Origin of the sequence: Paenibacillus sp. AN1007 (genome assembly GCF_040702995.1) — a bacterium.
Taxonomy (GTDB): Bacteria; Bacillota; Bacilli; order Paenibacillales; family Paenibacillaceae; genus Paenibacillus.
This window is the reverse complement of record NZ_CP159992.1, coordinates 659,356-684,204: the sequence shown is the minus strand read 5'-3', so window position 1 is coordinate 684,204 and position 24,849 is coordinate 659,356. Positions and strand designations below refer to the sequence as shown.

Here is a 24,849-nt window from a genome sequence, read left to right as displayed (position 1 = left end):
TTCCCTCTTTTCACAGCATTCATTTTGATTATGTTCGCGGCAGGACGTATACGCCAAATCCCTCCAGCATATCACTGAGTAAAGATAAAGGCAGACCCACGACGTTAAAGTAACATCCTTCAATGCGGTCGATCAGTGAAGCGCCAATACCTTGAATAGCGTACGATCCTGCTTTGTCCGAAGGTTCTCCCGTCTTCACGTAAGCACGAATAGTGTCTTCAGACAGCTCCTTCATCGTAACATTCGTCTGGCGGTAATGAACCACGGAATGTCCGTTGGCTGCATCAATACATGCAATGCCAGTGAACACGCGATGCTCCCGTCCCTGCAGCCGTGACAGCATTCGTGCAGCATCCGCCTCATCCACGGGCTTACCCAGAATCTCCTGATCCAGCACAACAACCGTATCGCTGCCAACGATAATCGCATCCTGCCCGCGGCCCTCAAGTCCGCGATACACAGCAAGTGCCTTGCGCAGTGCCAGTTCCTGGACTGTCTGTTCGGGGGTCCAGTCAGATGGTGTATCTTCGTCTGCATAACTTGGTATAACTTCAAACGCTAAATGGAGTGAAGCGATCAGTTCCCTGCGCCGCGGCGATGTGGAGGCCAGAATAATCGGGCGCTGCTCTGTGTTATTCAACATGAATGGCTCCTTATACTACGGCAACACCTGTCCGAATCACAACAATAGATGTCACTAGTTTATTTTTTGGGTCAACATTCGTCATTCTCCTACAGTCTGCGATACAGCCATACAGCCGCAATGATACCCATCAGACTCAGGAGGCTCATTTGAAATTGAAATGAAAGGTCATAACTGATAATATCCAGATCAGCCTGGGGCGACCAGCGAATCGTCGTGACCTTGGTTAGAAAGGCTACGGCCTTTACAGGCTGTAGTGCCTTGGCGATCCACGCTCCGGCCATCCAGCCGAGCAGCAGAAATAATAACAACATGCCGAAGTTTTTTTTCATCGGTTAATCTTCCCTCGCCATTTTTTGACACCCACATTATTATACGGGGTTTTGTACGTCAATACAAACACAAATCCGGCATGGGGAACTATTTCCAGTTCCTTGCCGGACAGGGATTTTAAGACGTTGTTATGGGAACGAGATCACGCTCACTGCTTTATGGACTCCAGCCATTTTTTCTGTTGGAGCACATACTCCATTAAATCAGACTGAACGGCCCACATGTGAACAGCATCTGGATTTTTGTTATATTCGGCAACGGCTGTTACAGCGCTGTTCATCGATTTCTCCATACTGGCCACAATCGGCTGCACATCCGCAGCCATTCCAGGCGCGAGATTCTTTATCCCCGTCAGCCACGTTTCGTGCTGTGTCTGCAGCGCCGCCATCCGCTCTGGTGCAACAGCTGCCTGAACCGACTGCCCCAGCTGCTGGATCGACAGTGTTGATAATTGATCGACAAGAGCAGAGCTGTTCTGGAAAAAAAGAGAAGCATCCTCCTGTTTGTTACCGAAAATCGCTGGATTCACTTCGGGATTAACGATCTCTTTTACATACAGTTCAACGCCTTGGGACTTCAGCCTTGTACTGAGGAGCTTGGCCTCTTCTCGATCAGCAGAGATACCGGCATAGACCCGATTGCCGTCTTCAGGATCAGAACCCGCAGCTATGCCTGCCTGGGTGAGTTCAAGTTTGGCCTGTTCCGCCCTTTCCGGGGAACTGAACACCCCGTATTGAAGGGCATAATAGGTGCCTCCTGCAGAAGAAGTTTCCAGCTGCACCGCCGTTCCGCCTGCTCCCCCTTGATCTGTTCCAGCGGAAACGGTCTGATTCACAGGAAGCATTTCTTCCGGTTTCGCCGTGCCATCCTTGTTAAAGAAAGATAGAATTACCATGCCGAACAACGCTCCGGTCACCAATGCGCCTGAGACTGACCCGATCATCTTCCATCCCCTTGGGGGGCGGTTTCGTTTATAAGAATAGTTCTCGGATTCAACCATCCAATTGTGGCCCTGATCCAAGTCTTGACTTCTTGGAGACTCATATAGGTCATACTGGACATTTCGCTCTGAGGTGATATCACTGTAGGTTGAATGAGAGTCTGAATCAGAAAGAGAATTCGTATCAGAATCAGCGCTTCTGTAGTCCATTGAGTCCGTATGCTTCAAACGCTCCGTTTCCGTTCGGGAAGCGTCTGCCAGAATTGTTCCTCCCCAGTCCACAGGCATGTCCTCTGCTGTCCAAGATGGTGCTGCCATGCTGTTATTTTCCGGTTCAGGCTTTGGCAGTGTCTGTAAAGTGTAAGGTATGTCATCGTTCGTTGTAACAAGCGGACTGGATGACGGCATCTCCTTATTCTCAAGCTTGTCCGACTCGCGATCCCCGAAGCGAAACGTCATTCTGGCATTACTCACCCGTACCCTCTCCTTTGTCCCATTTATATCAGCTATATGCTGGAAAAGAGGAGATTATTCCAATCATCGGTGAAAAGATATTTTCTTGTGTACAAACGATGCTCCGTGTGCTGCATACCAAAAACGCCTGCTTCACGAAGAAGACAGACGTTTCGGATTAAAATTAAATATTTATTTTAAACCCTTGGCGAGCGCGTCGCCCACCTTCCAGATATCTCCTGCACCCATTGTAAGCACAAGATCTCCTGGCTGCAGCCGCGGCTGCAGGTCAGCAACAACTTCCTCCTTCGTCGGAAGATATCTTGCCGAAGCATTACTGTTCTGCACAATTAGTTCAACCAGTCTGGCGGAGTGCACACCTTCAATCTGCTTCTCGCCAGCCGGGGAATAGATATCGGTAATCAGCACCTCATCCGCCTCGGCAAATGCCCGGCTGAATGCATCCAGCAGGAAAAATGTACGTGTATACCGCTGCGGCTGGAATACGGCAATAATTCGCTTGCCTGTCGCTTTCGCCGCACTGATCGTAGCTTCTATTTCCGTAGGATGGTGTGCATAGTCGTCAATAATCAGCATGTCGCGTGCTTCGCCGAGCACTTGGAATCTGCGCTTGGCTCCATGGAACTGCACGATGGCCGCTGTGATTTTCTCAAATGGAATGCCCGCCTCAAGACAGGTAATAACTGTAGCCATCGCGTTATATACATTGTGCTTGCCTGGTACCGACAGTTCAACAGTCCCCATGGCAGCACCCTGATGATTCATCGTGAAGGAAATACGGCGATCCCCAAGTACGATATCAGCAGCTGTATAATCAGCAGCCCGGTCGATACCATAAGTTGTAATACGAGACTTGAGGTGCGGCAGAATAGCCTGCACATTTTCGTCATCAGCACATACAATAGCTGTGCCTTCTGGACGGATCTGACTGAGGAATTGTACATATGCTTTCTTCAGTTCCTCAAAATCGCTGTTGTAATTTTCCAGATGGTCAGCTTCAATGTTTGTGACGATGCCGAGCCATGGATGGTATTGCAAAAAGGAACCGTCGCTCTCATCCGCTTCTGCTACCACCCACTCGCCTTGACCTGCTTTGGCATTTGTACCGAGATTCATGATCTCTCCACCAATAATATAGGTCGGATCTGTGTCACACTGCTCCATCACGAGTGCAATCATGGAAGAAGTCGTTGTTTTGCCATGCGCTCCTGCAACGGCGACGCCTTTACGCTCATTCAACAAACGCGCCAGCATCTGCGCGCGATGAAGAATGGGTATGTTAAGCTGCTCAGCAGCAACACGTTCCACGTTATCCGCAGGCGCTGCAGTAGAGTAGACCACCAGATCTGCCCCATTCACATGCTCTGCGGTATGTCCAATATATATTTTCGCCCCTTTGGCTGCCAGCTTCTCTGTCAACTCTTGTGAAGCGACATCCGATCCGGTAACGGTGTATCCCATCTCCAGCATAACCCGGGCGATGGCACTCATGCCATAACCGCCAATCCCTATAAAATGAACGTGTTCCGATGTGTTTAACAAAACTTTCACCAACCTTTTTCAGAATCGGTTTGATGCAAAAGGGCTGCCCGCACGTCCGCAATGAGATAAAGCGTGCCGGAAACCACCCCCAGATCCTCCGCTTCCGTCCGTGACTTCAATAAATCAAGTGCCTTTGCCCAATCAGGCTCGACGATGATATCCAGTTCCTGCTTCGCAATGGCGGGACGTACCCGTTCAACAATCTGCAACAATTCGGCTGCAGCCATTTTGCGCCGGAAATCTGGCTCGGTCAGGATCAGCGTATCCACTAGTGGCAGTATATGCTGCAAATACGCTTCGTGATGCTTATTCGCCAGCATACCCATCATCAAAATTAACTTTTTTTGGGGATAACCGTCGATAATGCTCTTGGCCAGCGATTCCGCCCCTTCGGGATTATGAGCACCATCAAGTACAATCAAAGGACTGTCACTGACTTTCTCAAATCTCCCTGCCCAGAAGGCATTTTCGAAGCCAAGTTTAATATCGTCTTCATCCAGCATAAAGGCCATATACTGCCTCAGTATTTCGAGAGTCATTAATGCGGCCGCTGCATTATCACACTGATACACACCCTGCATGCGAATATGAACATGCAGATCACGGAATGGACCGGTAAACTGCAAGCTTTGTCCTTCCTTGCTGCTGTCTATCCTGCGATAGGAAAATTGATCGCCTGCCAAATACACCGTTGACCGCAGCTCCTTCGCTCTCTCCTGAATAACTTTTACAGCTTCAGGCTGAACGGCACAAGTGACAACGGGTACACCCGGTTTGATAATGCCTGCCTTTTCCGCGGCAATCTGTTCAATGGTATCTCCGAGCACATCCGTATGATCCATACCGATATTGGTAATGACGGACACGACGGGAGTAACAATATTCGTTACGTCCATCCTTCCCCCCAGCCCGGTCTCCCATACTACAACATCCGGGTAACACTCTTCTGCATAATACAGCAGGGCCAGAGCTGTGGATACTTCAAACATCGTTGGTGAACCCAGCGGTGTAGACGCCATCTCCATCACGAGTGGAAGCAGCCGATTCGACAGTTTCAGCAGGGTTTCTTCCGGGATGTCTTTGCCGTTGTATTGAAAACGATTGGTGAACTTGGTGATGTAAGGCGATGTAAATGTCCCAACGTCATACCCTGATTGAAGCAGCACTGACGTCAAAAAAGCGCAAGTCGAACCTTTACCGTTCGTTCCCGCGACATGGATGAATTTGAGTCGTTGGTGCGGATTGCCAAGCTGCGACATCAGACCCTCAATTCGTTCAAGACCAGGTCTGATACCAAAAGGAATAAGGCCATTGATCCAGTCCACGGCCTCGTCATACGTTTGTAAAGGAGCAGCTGTATGTGTCCCGTTTAATTCCGTCATCTTATTCACCTTCGGTCCCCTGTTTGATAGAAAGTTGAAAAAGCAGCCGGATGGCGCGGTAAGCACTCCATCCGACTCTTTTGGTATTAACCTTTCAGTTCCTTGATCCGAGCAATGACTTTATCCCGTTTATCGGAATAGTCTGCTTGTTTGGCACGTTCTTCTTCGATAACCTTAGCCGGAGCCTTGGCTACGAAACCTTCATTCGCCAGTTTCTTTTCTACGCGGAGTACTTCACCTTCAAGGTTCTGCAGTTCTTTCTCCAGACGAGCGACTTCCTGTTCGATATCGATCAGGCCAGCCAGCGGCAGGTACAGTTCAGCTCCTGTAATAATGGCCGTCATGGCTTTGTCTGGTGAACTCAAATTCAGTCCGCTCTCAAACTCGGATGTGTTGCAGAAACGCTTGATATAATGACTGTTGCGCTCGATAATGCTGGATGTTTCGTCATTGTTCGCCTTCACCATTAACTCGATCTTTTTGCTCATAGGCACATTCACTTCGGCACGAATGTTACGAACAGCACGAATGGTATCCATCAGCAGATTCATCTCGGCAACAGCTTCCGGATTCTCCAGCGCAGGATCATATTCCGGCCAGGAAGCGAGTGTGATCGTCTCCCCTTCATGCGGAAGGTGCTGCCAGATCTCTTCAGAGATGTAAGGCATGAACGGATGGATCAGGCGCATGGTCTGATCCAGCACGTAAGCCAGCACCGACTGTGTTTTCTTCTTCGCAATCGGGTCGTCTCCGTAGAATGACAGCTTGGCGAATTCGATGTACCAGTCACACAGATCATCCCAGATAAAGTTGTATAACACGCGGCCTGTTTCCCCAAATTCATATGCATCGATTAGACGCGTAATATCACGGGAAGTTTCGTTCAGACGGTGCAAAATCCAATAATCCGCCGTTCCGAGCTCACCGCTGATATCTCGATCCTCGTAGGTGAAACCTTCCAGGTTCATCAATGCGAAGCGGGAAGCGTTCCAGATTTTATTGGCAAAGTTACGAGCCTGTTCAACCCGCTCCCAGCGGAAACGCAAATCCTGTCCCGGCGTACTGCTGGTCGAAATCATATAACGCATCGCATCTGCACCATATTTTTCGATAACATCCAGCGGGTCTACACCATTCCCCAAAGATTTGGACATTTTACGTCCGTCTGCATCACGTACAAGACCATGCATCAGTACATCCTTGAACGGGATTTCATCCGTGAATTCCAAGGCGGTGAAGATCATACGTGCCACCCAGAAATAGATGATGTCATAACCGGTAACGAGTACGTTGGTTGGATAATAACGCTTCAGGTCTTCCGAATCTTCGGGCCAGCCCAATGTTGAGAAAGGCCACAGCGCCGAGCTGAACCATGTATCCAGAACATCTTCATCCTGCTTCAGCTTCCGTCCGGCATATTCAGGCAGTGTCGTCGGGTCTTCAGCCGATACAATCACTTCGCCCGTCTCCTCATCGTACCAAGCAGGAATACGGTGTCCCCACCATAGTTGACGGGAAATACACCAGTCACGAACGTTTTCAATCCAGTTCAGGTATGTTTTCTCAAAACGATCCGGAACAAAGTTAACACCTTCACCGCTCTGCTGCCTTTTGATCGCTCTCTCCGCCAGCGGTTTCATCTCAACGAACCATTGTGTGGACAGATACGGCTCAACCACTGCTCCGGTACGCTCACTGTGACCCACTTGGTGCATATGATCTTCGATACTGATCAGCACACCCTGTTCTTTCAAATCTGCAACGATCTGTTTGCGGCAGTCGCTGCGATCCAGCCCTTGATATTTACCCGCCTCGGCATTCATTGTCCCGCTTTCGTCCATAACCGTGATTTGAGGCAGTTCATGGCGCAGACCTACTTCAAAGTCATTCGGGTCGTGTGCAGGTGTGATTTTTACCGCACCACTGCCGAACTCTTTGTCGACATAGTCATCAGCAATAACCGGTATCTCACGTCCAATAATAGGAAGTACGAGGGTTTTACCAATCATATCTGCATAACGCTCATCCTTCGGATGAACAGCAACAGCCGTATCACCCAGCATCGTTTCCGGACGAGTCGTTGCCACAGTAATATGGCCACTGCCATCTTGGAGCGGATAACGCAGGTGGTAGAGATGTCCCTGAACTTCTTTATATTCAACTTCAATATCAGACAGTGCCGTACGGTTTACCGGGTCCCAGTTAATAATGCGTTTACCGCGATAAATGAGACCTTTCTCATACAACTGTACAAATACTTTACGTACCGCTTTGGACAGACCTTCATCCAGTGTGAAACGTTCACGGGAATAGTCAAGAGACAGCCCCATTTTACCCCACTGCTGACGAATGGTTGTAGCGTATTGATCTTTCCAGTCCCATACTTTCTCCAGAAACTTCTCACGTCCCAGATCATAACGCGTCAATCCCTCTTCACGCAGCTTCTGCTCCACCTTCGTTTGCGTAGCAATCCCTGCATGGTCAGAGCCCGGCAGCCAAAGCGCATCATATCCCTGCATACGTTTCGTACGAATGAGGATATCCTGGAGTGTGAAGTCAAGTGCATGCCCGATATGAAGCATACCGGTCACGTTTGGAGGTGGAATTACAATCGTGTACGGCTCAGCATCCTTGCGTTTGCCCGCTTGGAAATACCCGCGCTCTGTCCAAGTGGAGTACCATTTGTCCTCTGCAGCCTTTGGATCATATGTGGTCGGCATTTCGGTTGTTGCTTTTTTTTGTTCAGACATGTGTCATTCCTCCGTTACTTCATCATCATCATCATCGCTAAAAAACAAAAAAAACCTTTCATCCATCAAAGGACGAAAGGTTAGCTTTCGCGGTACCACCTTTGTTTCACGCTGACATCGGGATAACTGTTCATCCTGGATCTGGCGTGACACTTCAAGCAGATAACGGCTGCGACCGGCCCATCCTACCTCCGAGGTTAATGGATATGCAGCATCCACCTACAGAACTCAAACAGGCAACTCCCGGGCGACTTCGATCAGTTGGTTCCTGCGGAATCTCACAGCGCATCGATCCCACTCTCTGAAAGGTCATACTGTCTACTACTCCCGATCCACGTCATTATTCAAAAAACCTAAACACATCATACCCTGCTCGTGCGCGATAGTCAACCTGGCAGCAGTGAAAGCTGACTATGAACACGTGGAATTCTAAAAAACAAGGAAAACCCGCAATCCCTTCAGAGGATTACGGGTGGTTAGACTGCCATATCCCAGTCAGCAATTTAGGGAATATACAGAATCTGTCCTTCTTCTACAACCTGCTCGGTCAATCGATTATACAACTGCAGTTCTCTGGTACTGAGCTGGTACCTGTCTGCAATGGCATCCAGTGTATCTTCGCGCTGCACAATGCACAGCTTTACTTTGCGGAACGGTGTCTGATCTACAATCGTTCCCAGGAACAGATTCTTCCATTCTACATCTTCTGCCTGACTCGTATCTTCTGGGACAGCTCCAGCAGGGGTCTCCTCACCGCGCTCTTCCTCAACTTCCCGAGCGGCACGGCCGGATGATAACAGCGAGGAGATGCCCACACCCTCTTCTTCTCTTGGTGACGACTCCTTCTTGCTGCCGAAAGCAACCTTCAGTTCCGGCTTGTCTTCCGCCTCAGCAATGGGTTCAGGAACAGATGCCTCATGCTGCAGCAGGGCGTTTTCCTCCGCCGGTTCCAGCACAGGCCGCTCTTCTTCTGGCTGAACCGCTTCAGATGAAGCAAATACGTCCTGCCAGTTCTCGGTCTGTGCATGAGCTGAGGTATTTGGAATCACCTGCTCCTCCTGCTGGGCACTTGACCGAGCTTCTTCAAAGTGCCATACCTTAGGAGCTGTATCTTCCAGCGGTCTTTGTTCTGCTTCTGAACGGGCCTGTTCAGAAGCAGAGGAACTCGAAGATATCAGGTTCTCGGGTACGCTAATTACGGTTGGCTCAGTCCATGCTGACGTTTCTTCTTCTATCGGAAGAAGCGGTTCAGACTCCGGATAGGAAGCGAGTCTGTCGGCCGTCTCCGCCATAAATGAAGAGATTGGAGATGGGGCTTCAAATGAAGAGATTGGAGAAGGCGCTTCATATGTTTCATTTGATGTCTGTGAGAGCAAACTTCCGTCGTCTGCCTCAGGCTGTCTGTGTACATCCCGTTCATCAGCTACAGCAGTGTCCGGCGTTAACGGCTCGGCCGATGCCTGATTCCAATAAGCTTGCGAGAGCTCTTCATATCCCGCTTCTCCCTGGGTTCTCACAGACAAATCTGCTGATTCGGGAGAACCGTACGCAGCAAGTTCAGCCGCATTCGCAAGCTCGTTTTCTTCACCCTGCTGGAACTGATCATCTGGCTCATATCGCCCCGCTTGTTCCTGCAGTTCGAACTGCTCCGCCTGTTCCCGTTCATTCGTACGGCTGTCCTGCTCAGCTTCAGACGAGTGAACAACCGTAAATTCATCTGCAGACCACACCTGAGGTTCCTCTACAGGGAAGCCCTCAATGCCTCGCAATGAAAGTACACCTGTAATATTCAGACTCCGGCTGGATAACAGGTCAACATCAAAATTTTCAATTTCAATCGAAATATCATCAATGGATCTCACCCGGTTTAATGGTACAGTAATTTCGACAGGTATAAAATGCTTTAATTCCTCTGAATCTTCACTTTCCCCCCGGTACGTTCCTGTAAGCAGCAGATGCCCCCTCAGGGTGGCATGGTCGTCCTGTCCGATTACCTGGATGCGCGGATATAGTTCAATTTCTTCCAGTTCCTCAATGGCAGGCACTCCCTCAGACAAATGAACACGCTCATAAATATCGAACCGCAAACCATAAGGTTGATTCAACAAAGGTGGCGTCCTCCTTTCGGCATATGTTCACCATGATCCTTCTCATGGGACTGATCCATGGTTCAATCCTTCGTTACCCATCTATATGCCCGAAATGGGATGGGCATGCCACCTTTTATGAAAAGCATGCACGGGTTTCAGCAATTTTTGAGACTTCAAAGTAAGTGTAAACAAAAAAAGAACGGACCTGCTTGAACAGGTCCGTGCTCTAATTGTGACTCTCTCTTGCTGCTAATTGTTCAAAATCCGCCGGCCAAGGGTCATGTACTTCAATGGAAGCTCCGGTTAAAGGATGAGTAAATCGAAGGACTTCACCGTGCAGAGCCTGCCGGCCAATCTGATCTGAACGTCCTCCATACAGCTTGTCACCTACAAGCGGATGCCCGGCATAACTGAGGTGAACACGAATCTGATGTGTACGACCCGTTTCCAGTTTCAAACGCACCAGCGTAGCCCTGTCCCATACGTGTACGATCTCCACATGAGTAACCGCATCCTGTCCTCCTTCGGACACACGTCTGCGCTGCTTATGGTGCCTGTCCTTTCCAATCGGTGCATCAATTTTGCGGAGATCACCCGAAACTTGGCCGCCTGCGATGGCAGCATACTGACGATCAATCGCTTTATGACGCATCGCTTCGTCTAGTTTGGCGAGCGCAAACGTATTTTTGGCATATAAAACAGGACCCGTCGTATCCTCATCCAGACGATGAACATGCCGCACACTCGTCTGGATTCCGTTCATCTCGTAATAAGAAGCTACCGCATGATCCAGTGTAACTGCCTGATCTTCACGGCTTCCATCCGGATGAAGCTTCATCCCGGCCGGTTTATGCACAACGAGACAGAAATCATCTTCGTACAATACATCCAGATCAGCCCAGCGAGGCTCCACATCTAGTGCCTGCACAGCAAAAAGGGCCAGCCGAAGCCGGTCCCCTGCTAGCTGTATGCCCTGAGATGCCTTGAGCTGGCGAAGCAGCTTCTCCGGGAATTGAAGCTCGGACAGAAGCCATTGTTCAGCGGCAGCCTGTCTGTCCTCGCTTCCAGTTACTGCTTTACCCGGCATCAGCTCAAGCCACTGCCCGCGGCGTTTCCAGCTTCTGATACTCATAACGATTGCAGAGCCTTGCGGTTTGCCTCAATGGTATCCTCAATATCCTGCTCCGTATGCACTCCGGATACAAACATCCCTTCATACTGGGAAGGTGCAACACTAACACCATGATCTATCATCGCTGCAAAATAACGGCGGAATTGATCCAGATTGCTATCTTTCGCAATATCGTAATTAGTTACCGGAACGGCACTGAAGAATGGACATACCATTGAACCAACACGGTTAATCGTTACAGCAACGCCTGCTTCTGCTGCATTTTTCTCGAATCCAGCCTGTAAACGTGCAGACAGCAGCTCCAGACGATCGTAAACTTCCGGTGTCAAAAGCTTCAGCGTAGTATAACCCGCAGCCATCGCCAGCGGATTACCACTTAGTGTACCAGCCTGATAGATTGGTCCTGTCGGTGCAATCTGTTCCATAAGATCCCGGCGGCCCCCATAAGCGCCTACTGGAAGCCCACCACCGATGACTTTACCCAGACATGTCAAATCCGGTGTAACCCCAAACCGGCCTTGTGCACAGTTAAGTCCTACACGGAAACCAGTCATCACCTCGTCAAAGATCAACAAGCTTCCATACTCCGCAGTCACACTGCGCAAGCCTTCCAAAAATCCGGAAGCCGGAGGTACAACGCCCATATTACCTGCAACCGGCTCTACGATCACTCCAGCAATCTCTTCTCCGAACCGCTCAAAAGCAAGACGTACGGACTCCAAATCGTTGTAAGGCACCGTGATTGTATTCACAGCTACCCCTTCTGGAACTCCGGGGCTATCTGGCAATCCCAATGTGGCTACACCCGAACCAGCTTTAATCAACAAGCTGTCTGCATGTCCATGATAGGAACCCTCAAACTTCAGTATTTTGCTGCGTCGGGTTACTCCACGCGCCAATCGAATTGCACTCATCGTTGCTTCTGTACCGGAATTAACCATACGCACAATATCAATAGAAGGCACACGCTCACAGACAAGCTTCGCCATTTCTGTTTCGAGCAGTGTTGGCGCACCAAAACTAGTGCCTTTCTGGGCGGTCTCCCGGAGTGCCTCCACAACATCTGGATGGGCATGCCCCATAATCAATGGTCCCCAAGAGCCTACATAATCAATGAACATATTGCCATCAATATCGTAGATTTTGGAGCCCTCTCCACGCTCGACATAGATTGGCGTAAGTCCCACCGATTTGAATGCCCGCACCGGACTGTTTACTCCTCCAGGTATGTACTGCTTGGCTTCCTCAAATGCGCTGCGTGAGCGCTCATCATTGCGGCGATTGCCTTGTTGTGCAGTCATGAACATCCTCCTTATTTTAACGGCCTTACTTGTATCTTTCTTTTAAAAGAGTAAGGCCTATGGGTTTTATTTGGATATATATACACGGTCTATATTTAACCCGTTGGTATACAGCAGCTTACTTTTCAGCCAGCCACCTTGATGCATCTTTGGCATAATACGTAATGATCATATCTGCTCCTGCACGTTTCATGCTGAGCAAAATTTCCATAGCTACCTTTTTCTCATCAATCCATCCTTGAATGGCAGCCGCCTTTACCATGGCATACTCTCCACTTACGTTATAAGCAACGAGCGGGAGATCGAATTGATCCTTGATGGTACGCATGATATCGAGATAGGATAGCGATGGTTTGACCATCAACATATCGGCTCCCTCCAGCACATCGGTCTCTGCTTCGCGGAGTGCTTCCCGAGCGTTTGCCGGGTCCATCTGATATGATTTGCGATCCCCGAACTGCGGTGTGGAATCTGCTGCTTCACGGAATGGACCGTAGAACGCAGAAGCATATTTAACGGAGTATGACATAATCGGGATATGACTGAATCCATTCTCATCCAGACCTGCACGAATCGCCTGGACAAAACCGTCCATCATATTTGAAGGAGCGATAATGTCTGCGCCAGCTTTAGCTTGTGACACTGCCGTCTGGACAAGCAGCTCCAGTGACTCGTCATTGAGAACGTCACCGCAGATATGGCCGTCAATCTCAGTTGTGTGCACCATACCGCAGTGCCCATGATCTGTGAATTCACACAGACATGTGTCTGCGATCACCAGTAATTCAGGATACCAGGATTTAATTAATCTCGTGGCTTCCTGAACAATACCATCCTCAGCAAAACCGGACGAACCTACACTGTCCTTCGTTTCCGGAATACCGAACAACAGTACAGCCGGAATGCCCAACTCAGCAATCTCTTTCACTTCTTCCTGCAAACGATCCAGCGAGAAACGAAATACACCCGGCATAGACTTAATTTCGGATTTAACATTTTCGCCGTATGTGACATAGATCGGCTGAATAAAATCATCCACAGTCAAGTGTGTCTCTCTTACCATACTGCGAATGCCTGCTGATTGACGTAAACGGCGATGACGTACGATTGGAAACCCCATTTATAATATACCTCCCTGAAATTTTATGCTGCAAAAAGCGAAGCGCGCTGTTTCTTATCGAATGCAGCACGCTTCCTAGGTTCAGCCGAAGCTTGTCTCTTCTCCATATAACGATATCCATAGAGGATAATGATTTAATCTAATTGACTCTCACAACTGTTATTCGTGCAGCTGCCCAGCCATGCTGCTGTCAGTTCCACTGCCGCCAGCACGTTTCCACTCACACAATACATCGATCAAGCTGGTCATCGTAGCTTCCTTTGCCATCAAAGTGACGTTCAATCCAGCATCCTCTGCGGTTTTGGCTGTAACCGGACCAATACACGCAACCTCTACTCCCTTCAGCAGCGGCAGCGGATCGTCTACACCCATGCGTTTCAGCATCTTCATAAAGTTCTTCACGGTGGAAGAGCTTGTAAAGGTCATCGCATGGATACCGCCCTCTTCAAGCAGCTTGAGCAGTTCATCGTCATCCTCACCCGCAAGAATGGTGTCATAGATGATGGCCTCAGTAACATGAAGCCCTCTTTCTCGCAGTTGTTCCGGCAGCCAGGAGCGTGCAAGATCGCCATGTGGAATAAGCACCTTCTGACCCGCCTTTAATTCACTCTCAAATGTTTCCAGCATACCTTCCGCCTGAAAAGGCCCCTTTACAACTTCGGGTGCAATGCCGTGCTTACGCAGTGCTTCTGCCGTAGACGGCCCCACTGCGGCAATTCTCGCTTGATGAAGCGAGCGAATATCCTTGCCTTCGTCTTCCAGATGACGGAAGAAAAATTCTACACCATTCACACTTGTGAAAAAGACCCAATCAAACGTATTTAACACATGGAGTGCCTCTTTGACACTTTGTTTGGACGATTCACTGGACGGCATGACCGTCTCAATGACTGGAAACTCATACGGTTCTCCGCCGAGTTCCTCGATGCGACTGACCAGTTCACTCGCTTGACTGCGAGCGCGAGTAACCAGAATTCGTTTGCCAAACAGCGGCAGCACCTCTGCCCATTTTAACTGCTCCCGCTGATTCACAACATCTCCGACAACGATTACAGCAGGTGGCTGGAAGTTTGCCGCAGTAACTTTAGCTTCGATATCCTCCAGCGTTCCTGTAATGGTATCCTGCTCTGCACGTGTTCCCCAACGTACAAGCGCTACAGGTGTGCTTGCCGGACGCCCATGACGAATGAGCTGCTCGCTGATATAACCAATCTTGGCAACACCCATCATAAATACCAGTGTACCCGTTGCATTCGTTACTTTATCCCAATGAATGCTGCGATCCAGCTTATCCGGACTTTCATGTCCGGTAATAATTGAGATGGAAGAAGCATAATCACGATGTGTCACCGGTATGCCTGCATATGCAGGCACGCTGATCGCGGCGGTTACACCAGGTACAATTTCAAACGGAATACCGTTTTTGTGCAGCAGTTCTGCTTCTTCCCCAACCCGTCCGAAAATTGTGGGGTCTCCGCCTTTCAAACGTACAACAACCTTGCCTTCAAGAGCCAGATCAACAAGAAGCTGATTAATCTCTTCCTGCTTCATCGTATGCCGATCCGGACGTTTCCCTACATAGATTTTAACCGCACCCGGTTTCATGAGTTTCAGCAATCGTGGACTCGCCAAACGATCGTACACTACAGCATCCGCCTTGCCGATGGTTTCCCATCCTTTTACGGTAATCAACCTTGCATCTCCAGGACCCGCACCTACCAAAAAGACCTTCCCCGCCATGCATTCATCCCCTAACTTCTGCCAGTATCTGTTCAGCTCCGCGCTCAATTAATCTCCAGGCCACTTCTTCTCCCAAACGGACCGGATCTTTGCCGCTCAATGTTTCCTTCAAAATCAGTCCGCCATCCGGCGTACCAACCATCCCGGTTAATTGTAACTTGTTTTCACCGTTCAGGGAAACAGCATCCTGTTCCGGTACCCATACCGCATGTGCTCCGATCGGTACCTGACAGCCTCCATTTAACACGCTGAGAAAACGTCGTTCCGCCATTACGGGTGAAGCGGTTGTCGGATCATTGTAGAGCGACAACAAATGCAGCAGCTCCTCGTCATCCTCACGACACTCAATACCAAGAGCCCCTTGACCTACAGCCGGAAGACAAGCTTCCTCCGTCAAATACTCGGTAATTCGATCCTGCCAGCCCATGCGATACAAACCTGCTGCTGCCAAAATGATGGCATCCAGCCCTTCGGTTTCAAGCTTTCGCAGACGGGAATCAATATTGCCGCGGATGGATTCCAGCTGCAGGTCCGGGCGATAGGCCTTTAACTGGCTTGATCTGCGCAGGCTGCTTGTTCCAACTCTTGCGCCCTCTGGCAGTTGATCAAGCGTAAGCCCTCCGCGAGATACAAGTGCATCCCTTGGGTCTGCTCGCCGGGGAACAGCACCGTTAACCAGCCCTTCGGGAAGCTCGGAGGGCATGTCCTTCATGCTGTGTACGGCCATATCAATGGTACGATCCAGCATTGCCTGTTCAATCTCTTTAACAAACAAACCTTTACCGCCCACTTTGGACAACGTAACGTCCAGAATGAGGTCACCTTTCGTCACAATCTTATGTACCTCAAAGTCAAAAGCTAAACCTTCCCGCTTACAAATATCACGCATATCCTGAATAACGTACCCCGTCTGGGTTAGTGCTAAAGCACTCTGTCTGCTGCCTACTTTAATTGTCCGCATATCTACACTTCCTCCTGATTACGGGATATCCAGTTCCCGATTTCTTCTTCAGTCCACCATTGGAACCGACCTGTACGTATCATTTCCAGCAGATTCATCTCCGTCAGACGCCGCAGCAGTCTGGTTCTAACCGCTGGAGGTAACCCTCGGGATTTGATCTCCATCCTCATCTGGTGCAAAAAATCAAGATACGTCTCGTATTCATCTCCGAACTGCTGTTCCAGCATAGCACGAATCTCGGCCGCCGCCGCAGGTCCTGCACCGGCAGTCGAGATGGCAATGCTTAATCGCCCTCGTCTCACCACACTAGGCGTAATAAAACTGCTGCTGCCCGAAGACATGGCATCATTCACCAATATAGATGCAGCTTCAGCCTCCTGAACTACAGCTGTATTAACCTGCTGCTGATCCGTAGCCGCATATACGAGAAAGGCCCCCCGCAAATCTCCATTGCGGTAGGACCGGGCTATCCAATCGAATCGGGATTCCTGATGCAGTTGTTCGAGAGCAGGCGTAAGCTGCGGGCTGACTACCGTAATTCGGGCTTCTGTCTGCAGCAATCCCTTCACTTTGCGCTCGGCCACGCGACCTCCGCCGACAACAAAGACGGACCGTCCTGAAGTATTCACATAAATCGGCGTGTAGTGTTCCATCCCTTTCACTCTCCCGTCCAGCGATGAAACGCTGAGTACGCATTGGATAAGAAGCTGATAATGACAAGAGCATATCCAATCAATGTCCACCTAGACATCACGATCATCGAAAACTGTTTTCTTCTCTTCACGATAAAATAACCCACATAGATCGCAATCGCCAAACCTGTTGCAATCACTTTTGAATCCAGCAGCAGATGCCAGCGCCGTTCTGCGACGATGGACAGCACAGCCAGCACAACGGATACACCTAGAAGTGGCGTACCTATCAATGTGGCACCATCCATGTATTTCCCTATGACCTCCAGGCTGGGCAAACGCCGCACCGTATCATTCCATTTTTTGTTTTTCAACTTGTGATGCAGGAACAGATACAGCAGTGCAAATACCGACGCAACCGTCAAAGCCGCAAAGCCCAGGTTGGCCAAGGTAATATGCATGATTAACAAACCGTGAACCGTCTGCCAATTGTGAAGTGAGATCTCGCCTGCTGTAAACCATAATCTGTTCAATACCGTTACCGAAAATCCAACGATGTTCAGCAGCAGGATGACAAATTCTGAACGCTGCACCCGAGTCATAATTAATGACATCAGCACAATGCTGAAAGAGAAAATAAATAGAAAGTCAAATGTGGTATAGATCGGGAAGTGGCCTTCGATCCACATCCGCAGGATCACATGGGTCACCTGCAGTCCCCATACAACAACAAGAAACCCTGTGCCTGTCCGCTTCGCCCCCGCATTGCGTCGAATGCAGTCCGAGAAATAGAACAGTAGGCTCAGGGCATACATATAGATTAATACTTCATAGATTTGTTCAGCAAGGGTCAAGCCGCCCACCCGCCTTATACGCCTGCCGGAACATAAGCCGGCACGGGGTCTTGCCGGTTTTCGTTAAGGTGAACCGCTGGTTTGCCCAGAGCTGTTGCATCACTCTGATTCACTTTTTCAGCAGCCATCTCTACTGCGTCTTCCAGCGCGAATATCTGCGTAAACATGCGCAGTGCTTCGTCACCCTGCTTCGTACCTGCCATTTCCTTGATTCGGTTGATCGGATCAGTGGTCATTTGATTCACAATACTTTTGGTCAAACGACGAATCACTTTACGCTGATGCTCATCCAGCTCCGGCAGCTTGTCGAACAGACTATCCATCGTTTCTTCGTGAATGGAAACGCCCTTCTCCTGCAGCGCACGAATGACTGGACGAACGCCAAGCGTTCTGAGCCACTGATAATAATCTTCCATTTCCAGATCGATCATTCTTTCAATTTTGGCTGCTTCTACCTTACGCATCTCCATATTGCTCTCGACGATGCCTTCCAGATCGTCGATATCATAAAGAAATACGTTGGAGATTTCACCGATAGCCGGGTCGATATCACGTGGTACCGCAATGTCGATCAGGAACAGCGGACGGGATTGCCGACGCTTCATGCTTTCGCGTACAATACCTGCATCCAGAATATAACGCTCTGCACCTGTGGAACTAATCACGATATCTACTTCATCCAGTCTCGATAGTGCCTGTTCCATGGTACAAGGAGTGCCCCGGAATTTGCTGGCAAGCTCCTCGGCTCTGGCGAGCGTACGGTTGGCTACAATAACTTCAGACGCTCCATTGGCGTAAAGATGTTTCACTGTAAGTTCACTCATTTTACCGGCACCCAAAATAAGCACCTTTTTATCAGTGAACATACCAAAAATTCGCTTGCCCAGTTCAACCGCCGCATAGCTGACAGAAACGGCACTCTCCCCAATGGACGTTTCCGAATGTGCCCGCTTGCCCAGAGTAACAGCCTGTTTGAACAGCTTGTTAAACCAAGTTCCTGTCGCTTTCTCTTCCTGCGCTTTGAAAAAAGCCTGTTTCACTTGGCCAAGAATCTGGGTCTCTCCAATGACCATCGAATCTAGTCCGCAGATTACACGGAACAGATGGCGCATAGCCTGATCATCTTCATATATATATAAATGCTGCGTAAATTCTTCTCGTGGAACGTTAAACCACTGTTCCATAAATGTTCGAATAAAATAACCGCACATGTGAAGACGGTCAACCACAACGTACAATTCAGTACGATTACAAGTGGCTACGATCACACCTTCCAATACACTCTTGGTCAGCTTGAGCTGCTGCAGCGCTTCAGACAAGTCCTTTTCTGCAAATGTGAATCGTTCTCTGACCTCTACAGGCGCCGTGCGATAATTCAAACCAACAACAACGATGTGCATTGCAAGTTCACCTGCCTAATAAATTTCCAATCAAAGTGCTTACTGTATATGTCTATCCAGTTCAGATTGACATAGTTAATTATATCACACATCAAGTCCATCACTCGCCCATTTTTATGAAATGTTTATGAAATCAACATGATGATATCATATGCATTGTCATTTATTGTAGTGTCTCACCAATGTTCACCGTTATGCGTAAAATGGGACAAATGATGATATTCAATGTGACGAAGTGCTCTGCACGCGATTTCAAGACGTTTTATAACAAATAGCCATGGAAATATTCCATGACTATCTAAGGTGCGGGCACATGATGTATTTTCAAACGTTACATATTAGAGGTTGGTATCTTCTGGTGTTAAAACAGCTTCTTCAGTCTCGTTATCGATATCCTCATCAACTGGTGCGTACTTGTCTATGCGGGCATGGCGGGTAATGATATCCCACAGTTCTTCCTTCCCCAGACCTTCCTCGGATGAAAAAGGAACGAACAGGTCGCCTGAGCGAAGCCCCAACGCTTCCTTGATCACTTTAATGTGTTTGGCTCTGCGTGTCTTGGGGATTTTGTCCATCTTCGTAGCCACGACAACCAGCGGCAGCCCGTGATGGCGCAGCCATTCGTTCATCATTTTATCATCCTTGGATGGCTCATGTCTCATGTCCACCATCTGCATGACCAGTTTTAATTCATCACGCTGCAGCAGGTATTTCTCCATCATTTTCCCCCAGGCAAAGCGCTGCTCTTTGGATACCTTGGCGTATCCATAACCCGGAAAGTCGACGAAATACAAATCTTGATTGATCTTATAATAGTTCAGCTGCTGGGTTTTACCAGGAGTGGCACTCGTGCGCGCCAGATTTTTACGATTAATCATTCGATTGATCAGGGATGACTTGCCCACGTTGGAGCGCCCGGCCAGGGCAATCTCCGGCAGACCGTCATCTGGATATTGTTCAGGCCGAACGGCACTAATAATAAATTCAGATTGATTCACTTTCAAATTGCATCTTTCCTCTCTTGAACTCCTGTGATGCGAGTGTAACATTTCTACATATTCATCTCGTATTATGCCATCATTCTTTCTATCATACCAAAAAAACACCTCTTGTACCCAAAAAATCGGCTTTTCTCTCCAAAAAACGTATATTCATCACAAAAAAGACCGCTCCAACGGATGCCGAAGCCTCCGCAGAACGGTCTGTTCTTCAAAGATGCCTGTGGATACGAATTACAGAGGAATGCCCGCCTGTTCAACAAGCGCATGCTGCAGCACCTGATCCATATGAGCTACGGGTACAAATTCCACATCTTCCTTGATGCTGTCCGGAATGTCACGCAGATCCCGTTCGTTATCCTTGGGCAGTAATATTTTTTTGTATCCGGCACGGTGGGCTGCAAGTGACTTCTCTTTCAAGCCACCGATAGGCAGTACCCGTCCGCGCAGCGTAATTTCGCCTGTCATGGCAATGTCCTTGGACACATGTTTATTCGTCAGCGCTGAGATCAAGGCCGTTGCCATTGTAATACCGGCAGATGGGCCGTCTTTCGGAATGGCACCTTCCGGTACGTGGATGTGAATGTCGTTTTTCTCGTGAAAATCCGAGGCGATACCGAGCTGCGCTGCTTTGGAACGGGTATAGCTGAAGGCCGCCTGAGCTGATTCTTTCATGACGTCTCCCAGTTTACCCGTGAGGGTCAGCTTGCCTGTTCCCGGTACCACGGTCACTTCAATAACGAGTGTGTCTCCACCCACTTCAGTCCATGCCAGCCCCGTTACGGTACCAATCTGATCTTCCAGTTCAGCCATGCCATAGCGGAATTTACCTGGACCAAGATAATCTTTGACATCGTCCGGCAGGATCACAATTTGGCCTTCTGCCCCGGACACGATATTTTTGGCCGCTTTCCGGCACAGCGATGCCATCTGCTGCTCCAGATTCCGCACACCGGATTCGCGTGTGTATTCACGAATGACTTTCAGCAGACTGTCATCCGGAACCTCAAGCTGATCTTCTTCCAAGCCGTGGTCCTTCTTCTGTTTCGGCAGCAAATAGTTTTTGGATATCTGCAGCTTCTCCAGTTCGGTATAACCCGGAATATTCAGCATTTCCATCCGGTCCAGCAGGGGACGCGGAATATTGTGCACGGTGTTGGCCGTTGTAATAAACATAACGTTGGATAAGTCAAATGGCAGCTCCACAAAGTGATCGCTAAACGTATTGTTCTGCTCCGGATCAAGTACCTCCAGCAGTGCTGCCGAAGGATCTCCGCGGAAGTCAGAAGCCATCTTGTCGATCTCATCCAGCAAGAATACAGGATTGAGTGACCCTGCTGTTTTCATACCCTGGATAATTCGGCCCGGCATCGCACCTACATAAGTACGGCGGTGTCCGCGAATTTCGGCTTCATCCCGCACGCCGCCCAGAGAGATACGAACAAACTCCCGCCCAAGCGATCTGGCGATCGAACGAGCAAGAGAGGTTTTACCTACTCCTGGCGGGCCAACCAGACAGAGGATTGGACCTTTAAGCTTTTTGACGAGCTTCTGCACGGCCAAATACTCCAGCACACGCTCTTTCGGTTTCTCCAGTCCGTAGTGATCTGCATTAAGCACATCTTCAGCCTTCTGGATATCCAGGTCATCCTCGGTCAGCTGGGTCCAAGGCAAAGCAAGCAGCCAATCCACATAGTTGCGGATGACACCGCCCTCGGCAGAGCTTGCCGGCATCTTTTCCAGTCGATCGATTTCCTTCTCGACTTTCTCTTTTACCTTGTCCGGCAGGCCAAGACTATCCATCTGATTGCGAAGTTCTTCCACTTCGCCTGCACGGCCCTCTTTTTCACCAAGTTCCTTCTGGATCGCCTTCATCTGTTCACGCAAATAATATTCCTTCTGGGTTTTCTCCATCTGTTTCTTCACACGCTGGCTGATCTTGCGTTCAAGCTCAAGCACTTCGCGCTCGTTATTCAGGATGTCCAGCAGCTTCTCCAGACGTTCCCGCACATCGATGGTCTCCAGAATTTCCTGTTTGTCCTTGATCTTCAAGGACAGATGGCTTGTAATGACATCCGCGAGGCGTCCTGGCTCCTCAATGTCGGACACAGCAGCTAGTGTCTCGGGGGTTACCTTTTTGGACAGATTAATATAGTTCTCAAACTGGTTCAGAACGGTACGCATGAGGGCATCCGTCTCGGGATGATTATTCTCTTCCTCAGGCAGCTCTTGTGCCAGCACCTCGTAATAATCCTCGTTGTCCGTATATTCAATAATTTCAGCCCGTTCCAAGCCCTCCACAAGCACTCGAATGGTTCCATTCGGCAGCTTCAGCATCTGTCTCACCTTGGCTACGGTTCCAATTCGGAAAATATCCTCTCGTGTAGGTTCCTCAATATTGACCTCGGCTTGGGAACATAGGAGAATCAAATGTTCTTCTACCATCGCTTTTTCTAAAGCCTTGACCGATTTCTCCCGGCCCACATCGAGATGCAGCACCATACTCGGGTAGACGAGAAGTCCTCTTAAAGGCAGTAAAGGAAAACGACGACCTTTCGATTTGCTCGGTCCCATCGCTTTCGCACCTCCAATGGCTCTCAGGTTGTAGTCATCCATTATTCTATCAAATGTTCACATAAAAAACCAATGAAGGGAAGCGCTCAGCAGCTTCCCGAATCTGTAACCTGCCCCGGACGAGGTGGCTCTGCCCGCAAATAAGAGGCGGATGCTGGAGGGAAAATCTCCGGTTTCTGCGCAGTCGTCTCTTCGGCCGCTACCTGCTGTTCCACCTGATGCGCTCCAGGCTCCCAACCAAATACTTCACGAAACACGTCCTGAACGGTATCTACGGGAATCACCTGCAAACCATCCAAATTGTCAAAAATGGACTGCCAGTTCTCTGCCGGTATAATGACCGTCTTCGCACCAGCTTGGAAAGCCGCCTCTACCTTCGCCAGCACGCCGCCAATCGGCTTCACACGGCCGTGAATACTAATCTCGCCCGTCATTGCGATCTCGTGGTCTACAGGGCGTCCCTGAATGGCTGAAGTAATTGCTGTCGCCATGGCAATCCCTGCCGAGGGACCATCGATTGGCGTCCCCCCCGGGAAATTCACATGTAAATCGTAATCACTCGTGCGGATGCCCATCGCTTTTAATACGGTTAACACATTTTCAACCGAGCCTTTAGCCATGCTTTTCCGCCGGAGTGTACGGGAACCGCCTCCAATCTCTTCCTCATCCACAACACCTGTGATGTTGATGCGGCCCTGGTCTTTCGGCGCAGGAACCGCTGACACCTCAATCTCCAGAATGGTACCCATGTTCGGTCCGTAAACAGCAAGCCCATTGACAAACCCGACCTGCGGCTGTGAAGGAACCTTGCGATCCGGCCTTGGCTGGATCTGACTGCTCCCTGCGACCCACTCGACATCGGAAGCCTGAAGTGTCTCCCGCTTTTCAGTCAGTGCGAGACCCGCAGCCAGCTGAATGATATTGACCGCTTCACGTCCATTGGTTGCATATCGTTTGACCACATCAACCGCATCCGGGCAGGGACTAAATCCGATTTTCTGTACGGCATCTTCCGCAATTCTGCCAATCTCCTCAGGCAGCAGGGGACGGAAATAGACCTCCATACATCGTGAACGCAGCGCAGGAGGAAGCTCATGCGGGGAACGTGTCGTCGCTCCAACCAGCCGAAAGTCTGCCGGAAGCCCATTCTGGAAAATATCATGGATATAAGCAGGAGTATGCGTATCTTCCGAGTTATAGTACGCACTTTCCAAAAAGACCTTGCGATCCTCCAGTACTTTGAGCAGCTTATTCATCTGAATGGAATGTAATTCTCCAATTTCATCAATAAAAAGCATGCCGCCATGCGCTTTGGTCACCGCACCCGGTTTGGGTTGAGGAATGCCTGCTACACCCATGGCTCCTGCTCCCTGATAGATCGGATCATGAACAGAACCAATCAGCGGATCAGCAATGCCCCGTTCATCAAAACGAGCCGTTGTCGCATCCAGTTCTGTAAATTTGGCATCCGCTTTGAACGGCGAGGACGGATTTTTCTTCGCCTCTTCCAGCACGACCCTTGCAGCAGCTGTTTTTCCCACTCCAGGCGGACCATATATAATTACATGCTGCGGATTGGCACTGCATAATGCTGCCTTGAGCGCACGCAGCCCATCTTTTTGCCCGACAATGTCATGGATGGTAGCCGGTCGCGTCTTCTCCGCAAGCGGTTTGGTCAGCGAGATGGAGCGCAATTTGCGAAGCTTCTCCAACTCTTTCTTCGATTCACGCTCAACGGCAGTACGGTTCGTTTTCTGGCCCCGAAGCAGGTTCCAAAAATATAACCCGACTACCACGCCAAAAAATAACTGTATCAACATGAATACCATGCCAAGGTCACCCATATTCCAAACTCCTCCTGTTCTGTACTTCTTCTCAACTGTGATCATGCTAATACTTGGTAGTATAGCCTTTTCAACGAGACGTAAACGGAAGAAGCCGAAATTGTAACGGAGAATTATTCGAGTGTACGCAAAAAGCCCG

18 protein-coding genes and 1 other annotated feature are annotated in these 24,849 nt (G+C 49.4%); all 18 genes read right to left on the bottom strand.

Features of this window, described 5'->3' with window-relative positions; all coding sequences use genetic code 11:
- Nucleotides 1-28: 28 nt before the first annotated feature.
- The 18 genes from ABXS70_RS03050 to lonB all read right to left on the bottom strand — a co-directional run bounded on the left by ABXS70_RS03050 (nt 29) and on the right by lonB (nt 24,710).
- Entirely contained in the window at nt 29-643 is a 615-nt protein-coding gene (locus ABXS70_RS03050; RefSeq protein ID WP_342552522.1) for a Maf family protein, read from the bottom strand.
- An 89-nt stretch (nt 644-732) separates the two neighbouring features.
- Entirely contained in the window at nt 733-975 is a 243-nt protein-coding gene (locus ABXS70_RS03045) for a DUF4321 domain-containing protein (protein ID WP_366293784.1), read from the bottom strand.
- 149 nt (nt 976-1,124) lie between these two features.
- Complete coding sequence (locus tag ABXS70_RS03040) at nt 1,125-2,390, bottom strand: SPOR domain-containing protein (protein ID WP_366293781.1); 1,266 nt, start codon at nt 2,388-2,390, stop codon at nt 1,125-1,127.
- A 171-nt stretch (nt 2,391-2,561) separates the two neighbouring features.
- Nucleotides 2,562-3,881: a UDP-N-acetylmuramate--L-alanine ligase gene (murC, locus tag ABXS70_RS03035; protein ID WP_366296524.1), complete on the bottom strand. Its 1,320-nt coding sequence runs from the start codon at nt 3,879-3,881 to the stop codon at nt 2,562-2,564.
- A gap of 56 nt (nt 3,882-3,937) precedes the next feature.
- The gene (locus ABXS70_RS03030; protein WP_342556429.1) at nt 3,938-5,314 is read right to left on the bottom strand and encodes a folylpolyglutamate synthase/dihydrofolate synthase family protein; all 1,377 of its coding nucleotides are present in this window, start codon (nt 5,312-5,314) and stop codon (nt 3,938-3,940) included.
- 86 nt (nt 5,315-5,400) lie between these two features.
- Nucleotides 5,401-8,064 carry a valine--tRNA ligase gene (locus ABXS70_RS03025; protein ID WP_342552525.1) on the bottom strand — a complete coding sequence of 888 codons (2,664 nt, stop codon included), beginning with the start codon at nt 8,062-8,064 and terminating at the stop codon, nt 5,401-5,403.
- A gap of 65 nt (nt 8,065-8,129) precedes the next feature.
- Nucleotides 8,130-8,408: a binding site (T-box leader), on the bottom strand.
- Nucleotides 8,409-8,567: 159 nt separating this feature from the next.
- Nucleotides 8,568-10,172 (bottom strand): LysM peptidoglycan-binding domain-containing protein, encoded by a 1,605-nt coding sequence (locus ABXS70_RS03020; RefSeq protein ID WP_366293777.1) that lies wholly within the window; start codon nt 10,170-10,172, stop codon nt 8,568-8,570.
- Nucleotides 10,173-10,380: 208 nt separating this feature from the next.
- Nucleotides 10,381-11,286 (bottom strand): RluA family pseudouridine synthase, encoded by a 906-nt coding sequence (locus ABXS70_RS03015; RefSeq protein WP_366293774.1) that lies wholly within the window; start codon nt 11,284-11,286, stop codon nt 10,381-10,383.
- The gene (hemL, locus tag ABXS70_RS03010; RefSeq protein WP_342552528.1) at nt 11,283-12,587 is read right to left on the bottom strand and encodes a glutamate-1-semialdehyde 2,1-aminomutase; all 1,305 of its coding nucleotides are present in this window, start codon (nt 12,585-12,587) and stop codon (nt 11,283-11,285) included. Before hemL ends, ABXS70_RS03015 begins: the two co-directional genes overlap by 4 nt.
- Before the next feature lie 118 nt (nt 12,588-12,705).
- Entirely contained in the window at nt 12,706-13,707 is a 1,002-nt protein-coding gene (gene hemB, locus ABXS70_RS03005; protein ID WP_342552529.1) for a porphobilinogen synthase, read from the bottom strand.
- Between the two features lie 159 nt (nt 13,708-13,866).
- Entirely contained in the window at nt 13,867-15,447 is a 1,581-nt protein-coding gene (gene cobA, locus ABXS70_RS03000) for a uroporphyrinogen-III C-methyltransferase (protein WP_342552530.1), read from the bottom strand.
- A 4-nt stretch (nt 15,448-15,451) separates the two neighbouring features.
- Nucleotides 15,452-16,408, bottom strand: a complete 957-nt coding sequence (gene hemC / locus ABXS70_RS02995) for a hydroxymethylbilane synthase (protein ID WP_366293769.1) — start codon at nt 16,406-16,408, stop codon at nt 15,452-15,454.
- A 2-nt stretch (nt 16,409-16,410) separates the two neighbouring features.
- Complete coding sequence (locus ABXS70_RS02990; protein ID WP_366293766.1) at nt 16,411-17,061, bottom strand: bifunctional precorrin-2 dehydrogenase/sirohydrochlorin ferrochelatase; 651 nt, start codon at nt 17,059-17,061, stop codon at nt 16,411-16,413.
- Nucleotides 17,062-17,066: 5 nt separating this feature from the next.
- Nucleotides 17,067-17,855 (bottom strand): cytochrome c biogenesis protein CcsA, encoded by a 789-nt coding sequence (ccsA, locus tag ABXS70_RS02985; RefSeq protein ID WP_342556430.1) that lies wholly within the window; start codon nt 17,853-17,855, stop codon nt 17,067-17,069.
- Nucleotides 17,856-17,908: 53 nt separating this feature from the next.
- Nucleotides 17,909-19,294: a glutamyl-tRNA reductase gene (gene hemA, locus ABXS70_RS02980; protein ID WP_366293763.1), complete on the bottom strand. Its 1,386-nt coding sequence runs from the start codon at nt 19,292-19,294 to the stop codon at nt 17,909-17,911.
- Nucleotides 19,295-19,632: 338 nt separating this feature from the next.
- A complete protein-coding gene (gene yihA / locus ABXS70_RS02975; protein ID WP_366293760.1) occupies nt 19,633-20,298 on the bottom strand; it encodes a ribosome biogenesis GTP-binding protein YihA/YsxC in 666 nt (221 codons plus the stop codon).
- Between the two features lie 228 nt (nt 20,299-20,526).
- Nucleotides 20,527-22,866: an endopeptidase La gene (gene lon / locus ABXS70_RS02970; protein ID WP_342552535.1), complete on the bottom strand. Its 2,340-nt coding sequence runs from the start codon at nt 22,864-22,866 to the stop codon at nt 20,527-20,529.
- A gap of 86 nt (nt 22,867-22,952) precedes the next feature.
- A complete protein-coding gene (gene lonB, locus ABXS70_RS02965; protein ID WP_366293755.1) occupies nt 22,953-24,710 on the bottom strand; it encodes an ATP-dependent protease LonB in 1,758 nt (585 codons plus the stop codon).
- Between the last annotated feature and the right edge of the window lie 139 nt (nt 24,711-24,849).

What these genes read in the sequence shown, in the direction of transcription:
- ABXS70_RS02990 (WP_366293766.1), bottom strand. Translation starts at nt 17,061, where the DNA reads ATGGAACACTACACGCCGATTTATGTGAATACTTCAGGACGGTCCGTC.
- lonB (WP_366293755.1), bottom strand. Translation starts at nt 24,710, where the DNA reads ATGGGTGACCTTGGCATGGTATTCATGTTGATACAGTTATTTTTTGGC.
- hemB (WP_342552529.1), bottom strand. Translation starts at nt 13,707, where the DNA reads ATGGGGTTTCCAATCGTACGTCATCGCCGTTTACGTCAATCAGCAGGC.
- ccsA (WP_342556430.1), bottom strand. Translation starts at nt 17,855, where the DNA reads ATGTATGCCCTGAGCCTACTGTTCTATTTCTCGGACTGCATTCGACGC.
- lon (WP_342552535.1), bottom strand. Translation starts at nt 22,866, where the DNA reads ATGGGACCGAGCAAATCGAAAGGTCGTCGTTTTCCTTTACTGCCTTTA.
- ABXS70_RS03050 (WP_342552522.1), bottom strand. Translation starts at nt 643, where the DNA reads ATGTTGAATAACACAGAGCAGCGCCCGATTATTCTGGCCTCCACATCG.
- murC (WP_366296524.1), bottom strand. Translation starts at nt 3,881, where the DNA reads ATGAGTGCCATCGCCCGGGTTATGCTGGAGATGGGATACACCGTTACC.
- hemL (WP_342552528.1), bottom strand. Translation starts at nt 12,587, where the DNA reads ATGACTGCACAACAAGGCAATCGCCGCAATGATGAGCGCTCACGCAGC.
- hemC (WP_366293769.1), bottom strand. Translation starts at nt 16,408, where the DNA reads ATGCGGACAATTAAAGTAGGCAGCAGACAGAGTGCTTTAGCACTAACC.
- ABXS70_RS03015 (WP_366293774.1), bottom strand. Translation starts at nt 11,286, where the DNA reads ATGAGTATCAGAAGCTGGAAACGCCGCGGGCAGTGGCTTGAGCTGATG.
- ABXS70_RS03025 (WP_342552525.1), bottom strand. Translation starts at nt 8,064, where the DNA reads ATGTCTGAACAAAAAAAAGCAACAACCGAAATGCCGACCACATATGAT.
- cobA (WP_342552530.1), bottom strand. Translation starts at nt 15,447, where the DNA reads ATGGCGGGGAAGGTCTTTTTGGTAGGTGCGGGTCCTGGAGATGCAAGG.
- hemA (WP_366293763.1), bottom strand. Translation starts at nt 19,294, where the DNA reads ATGCACATCGTTGTTGTTGGTTTGAATTATCGCACGGCGCCTGTAGAG.
- ABXS70_RS03030 (WP_342556429.1), bottom strand. Translation starts at nt 5,314, where the DNA reads ATGACGGAATTAAACGGGACACATACAGCTGCTCCTTTACAAACGTAT.
- ABXS70_RS03045 (WP_366293784.1), bottom strand. Translation starts at nt 975, where the DNA reads ATGAAAAAAAACTTCGGCATGTTGTTATTATTTCTGCTGCTCGGCTGG.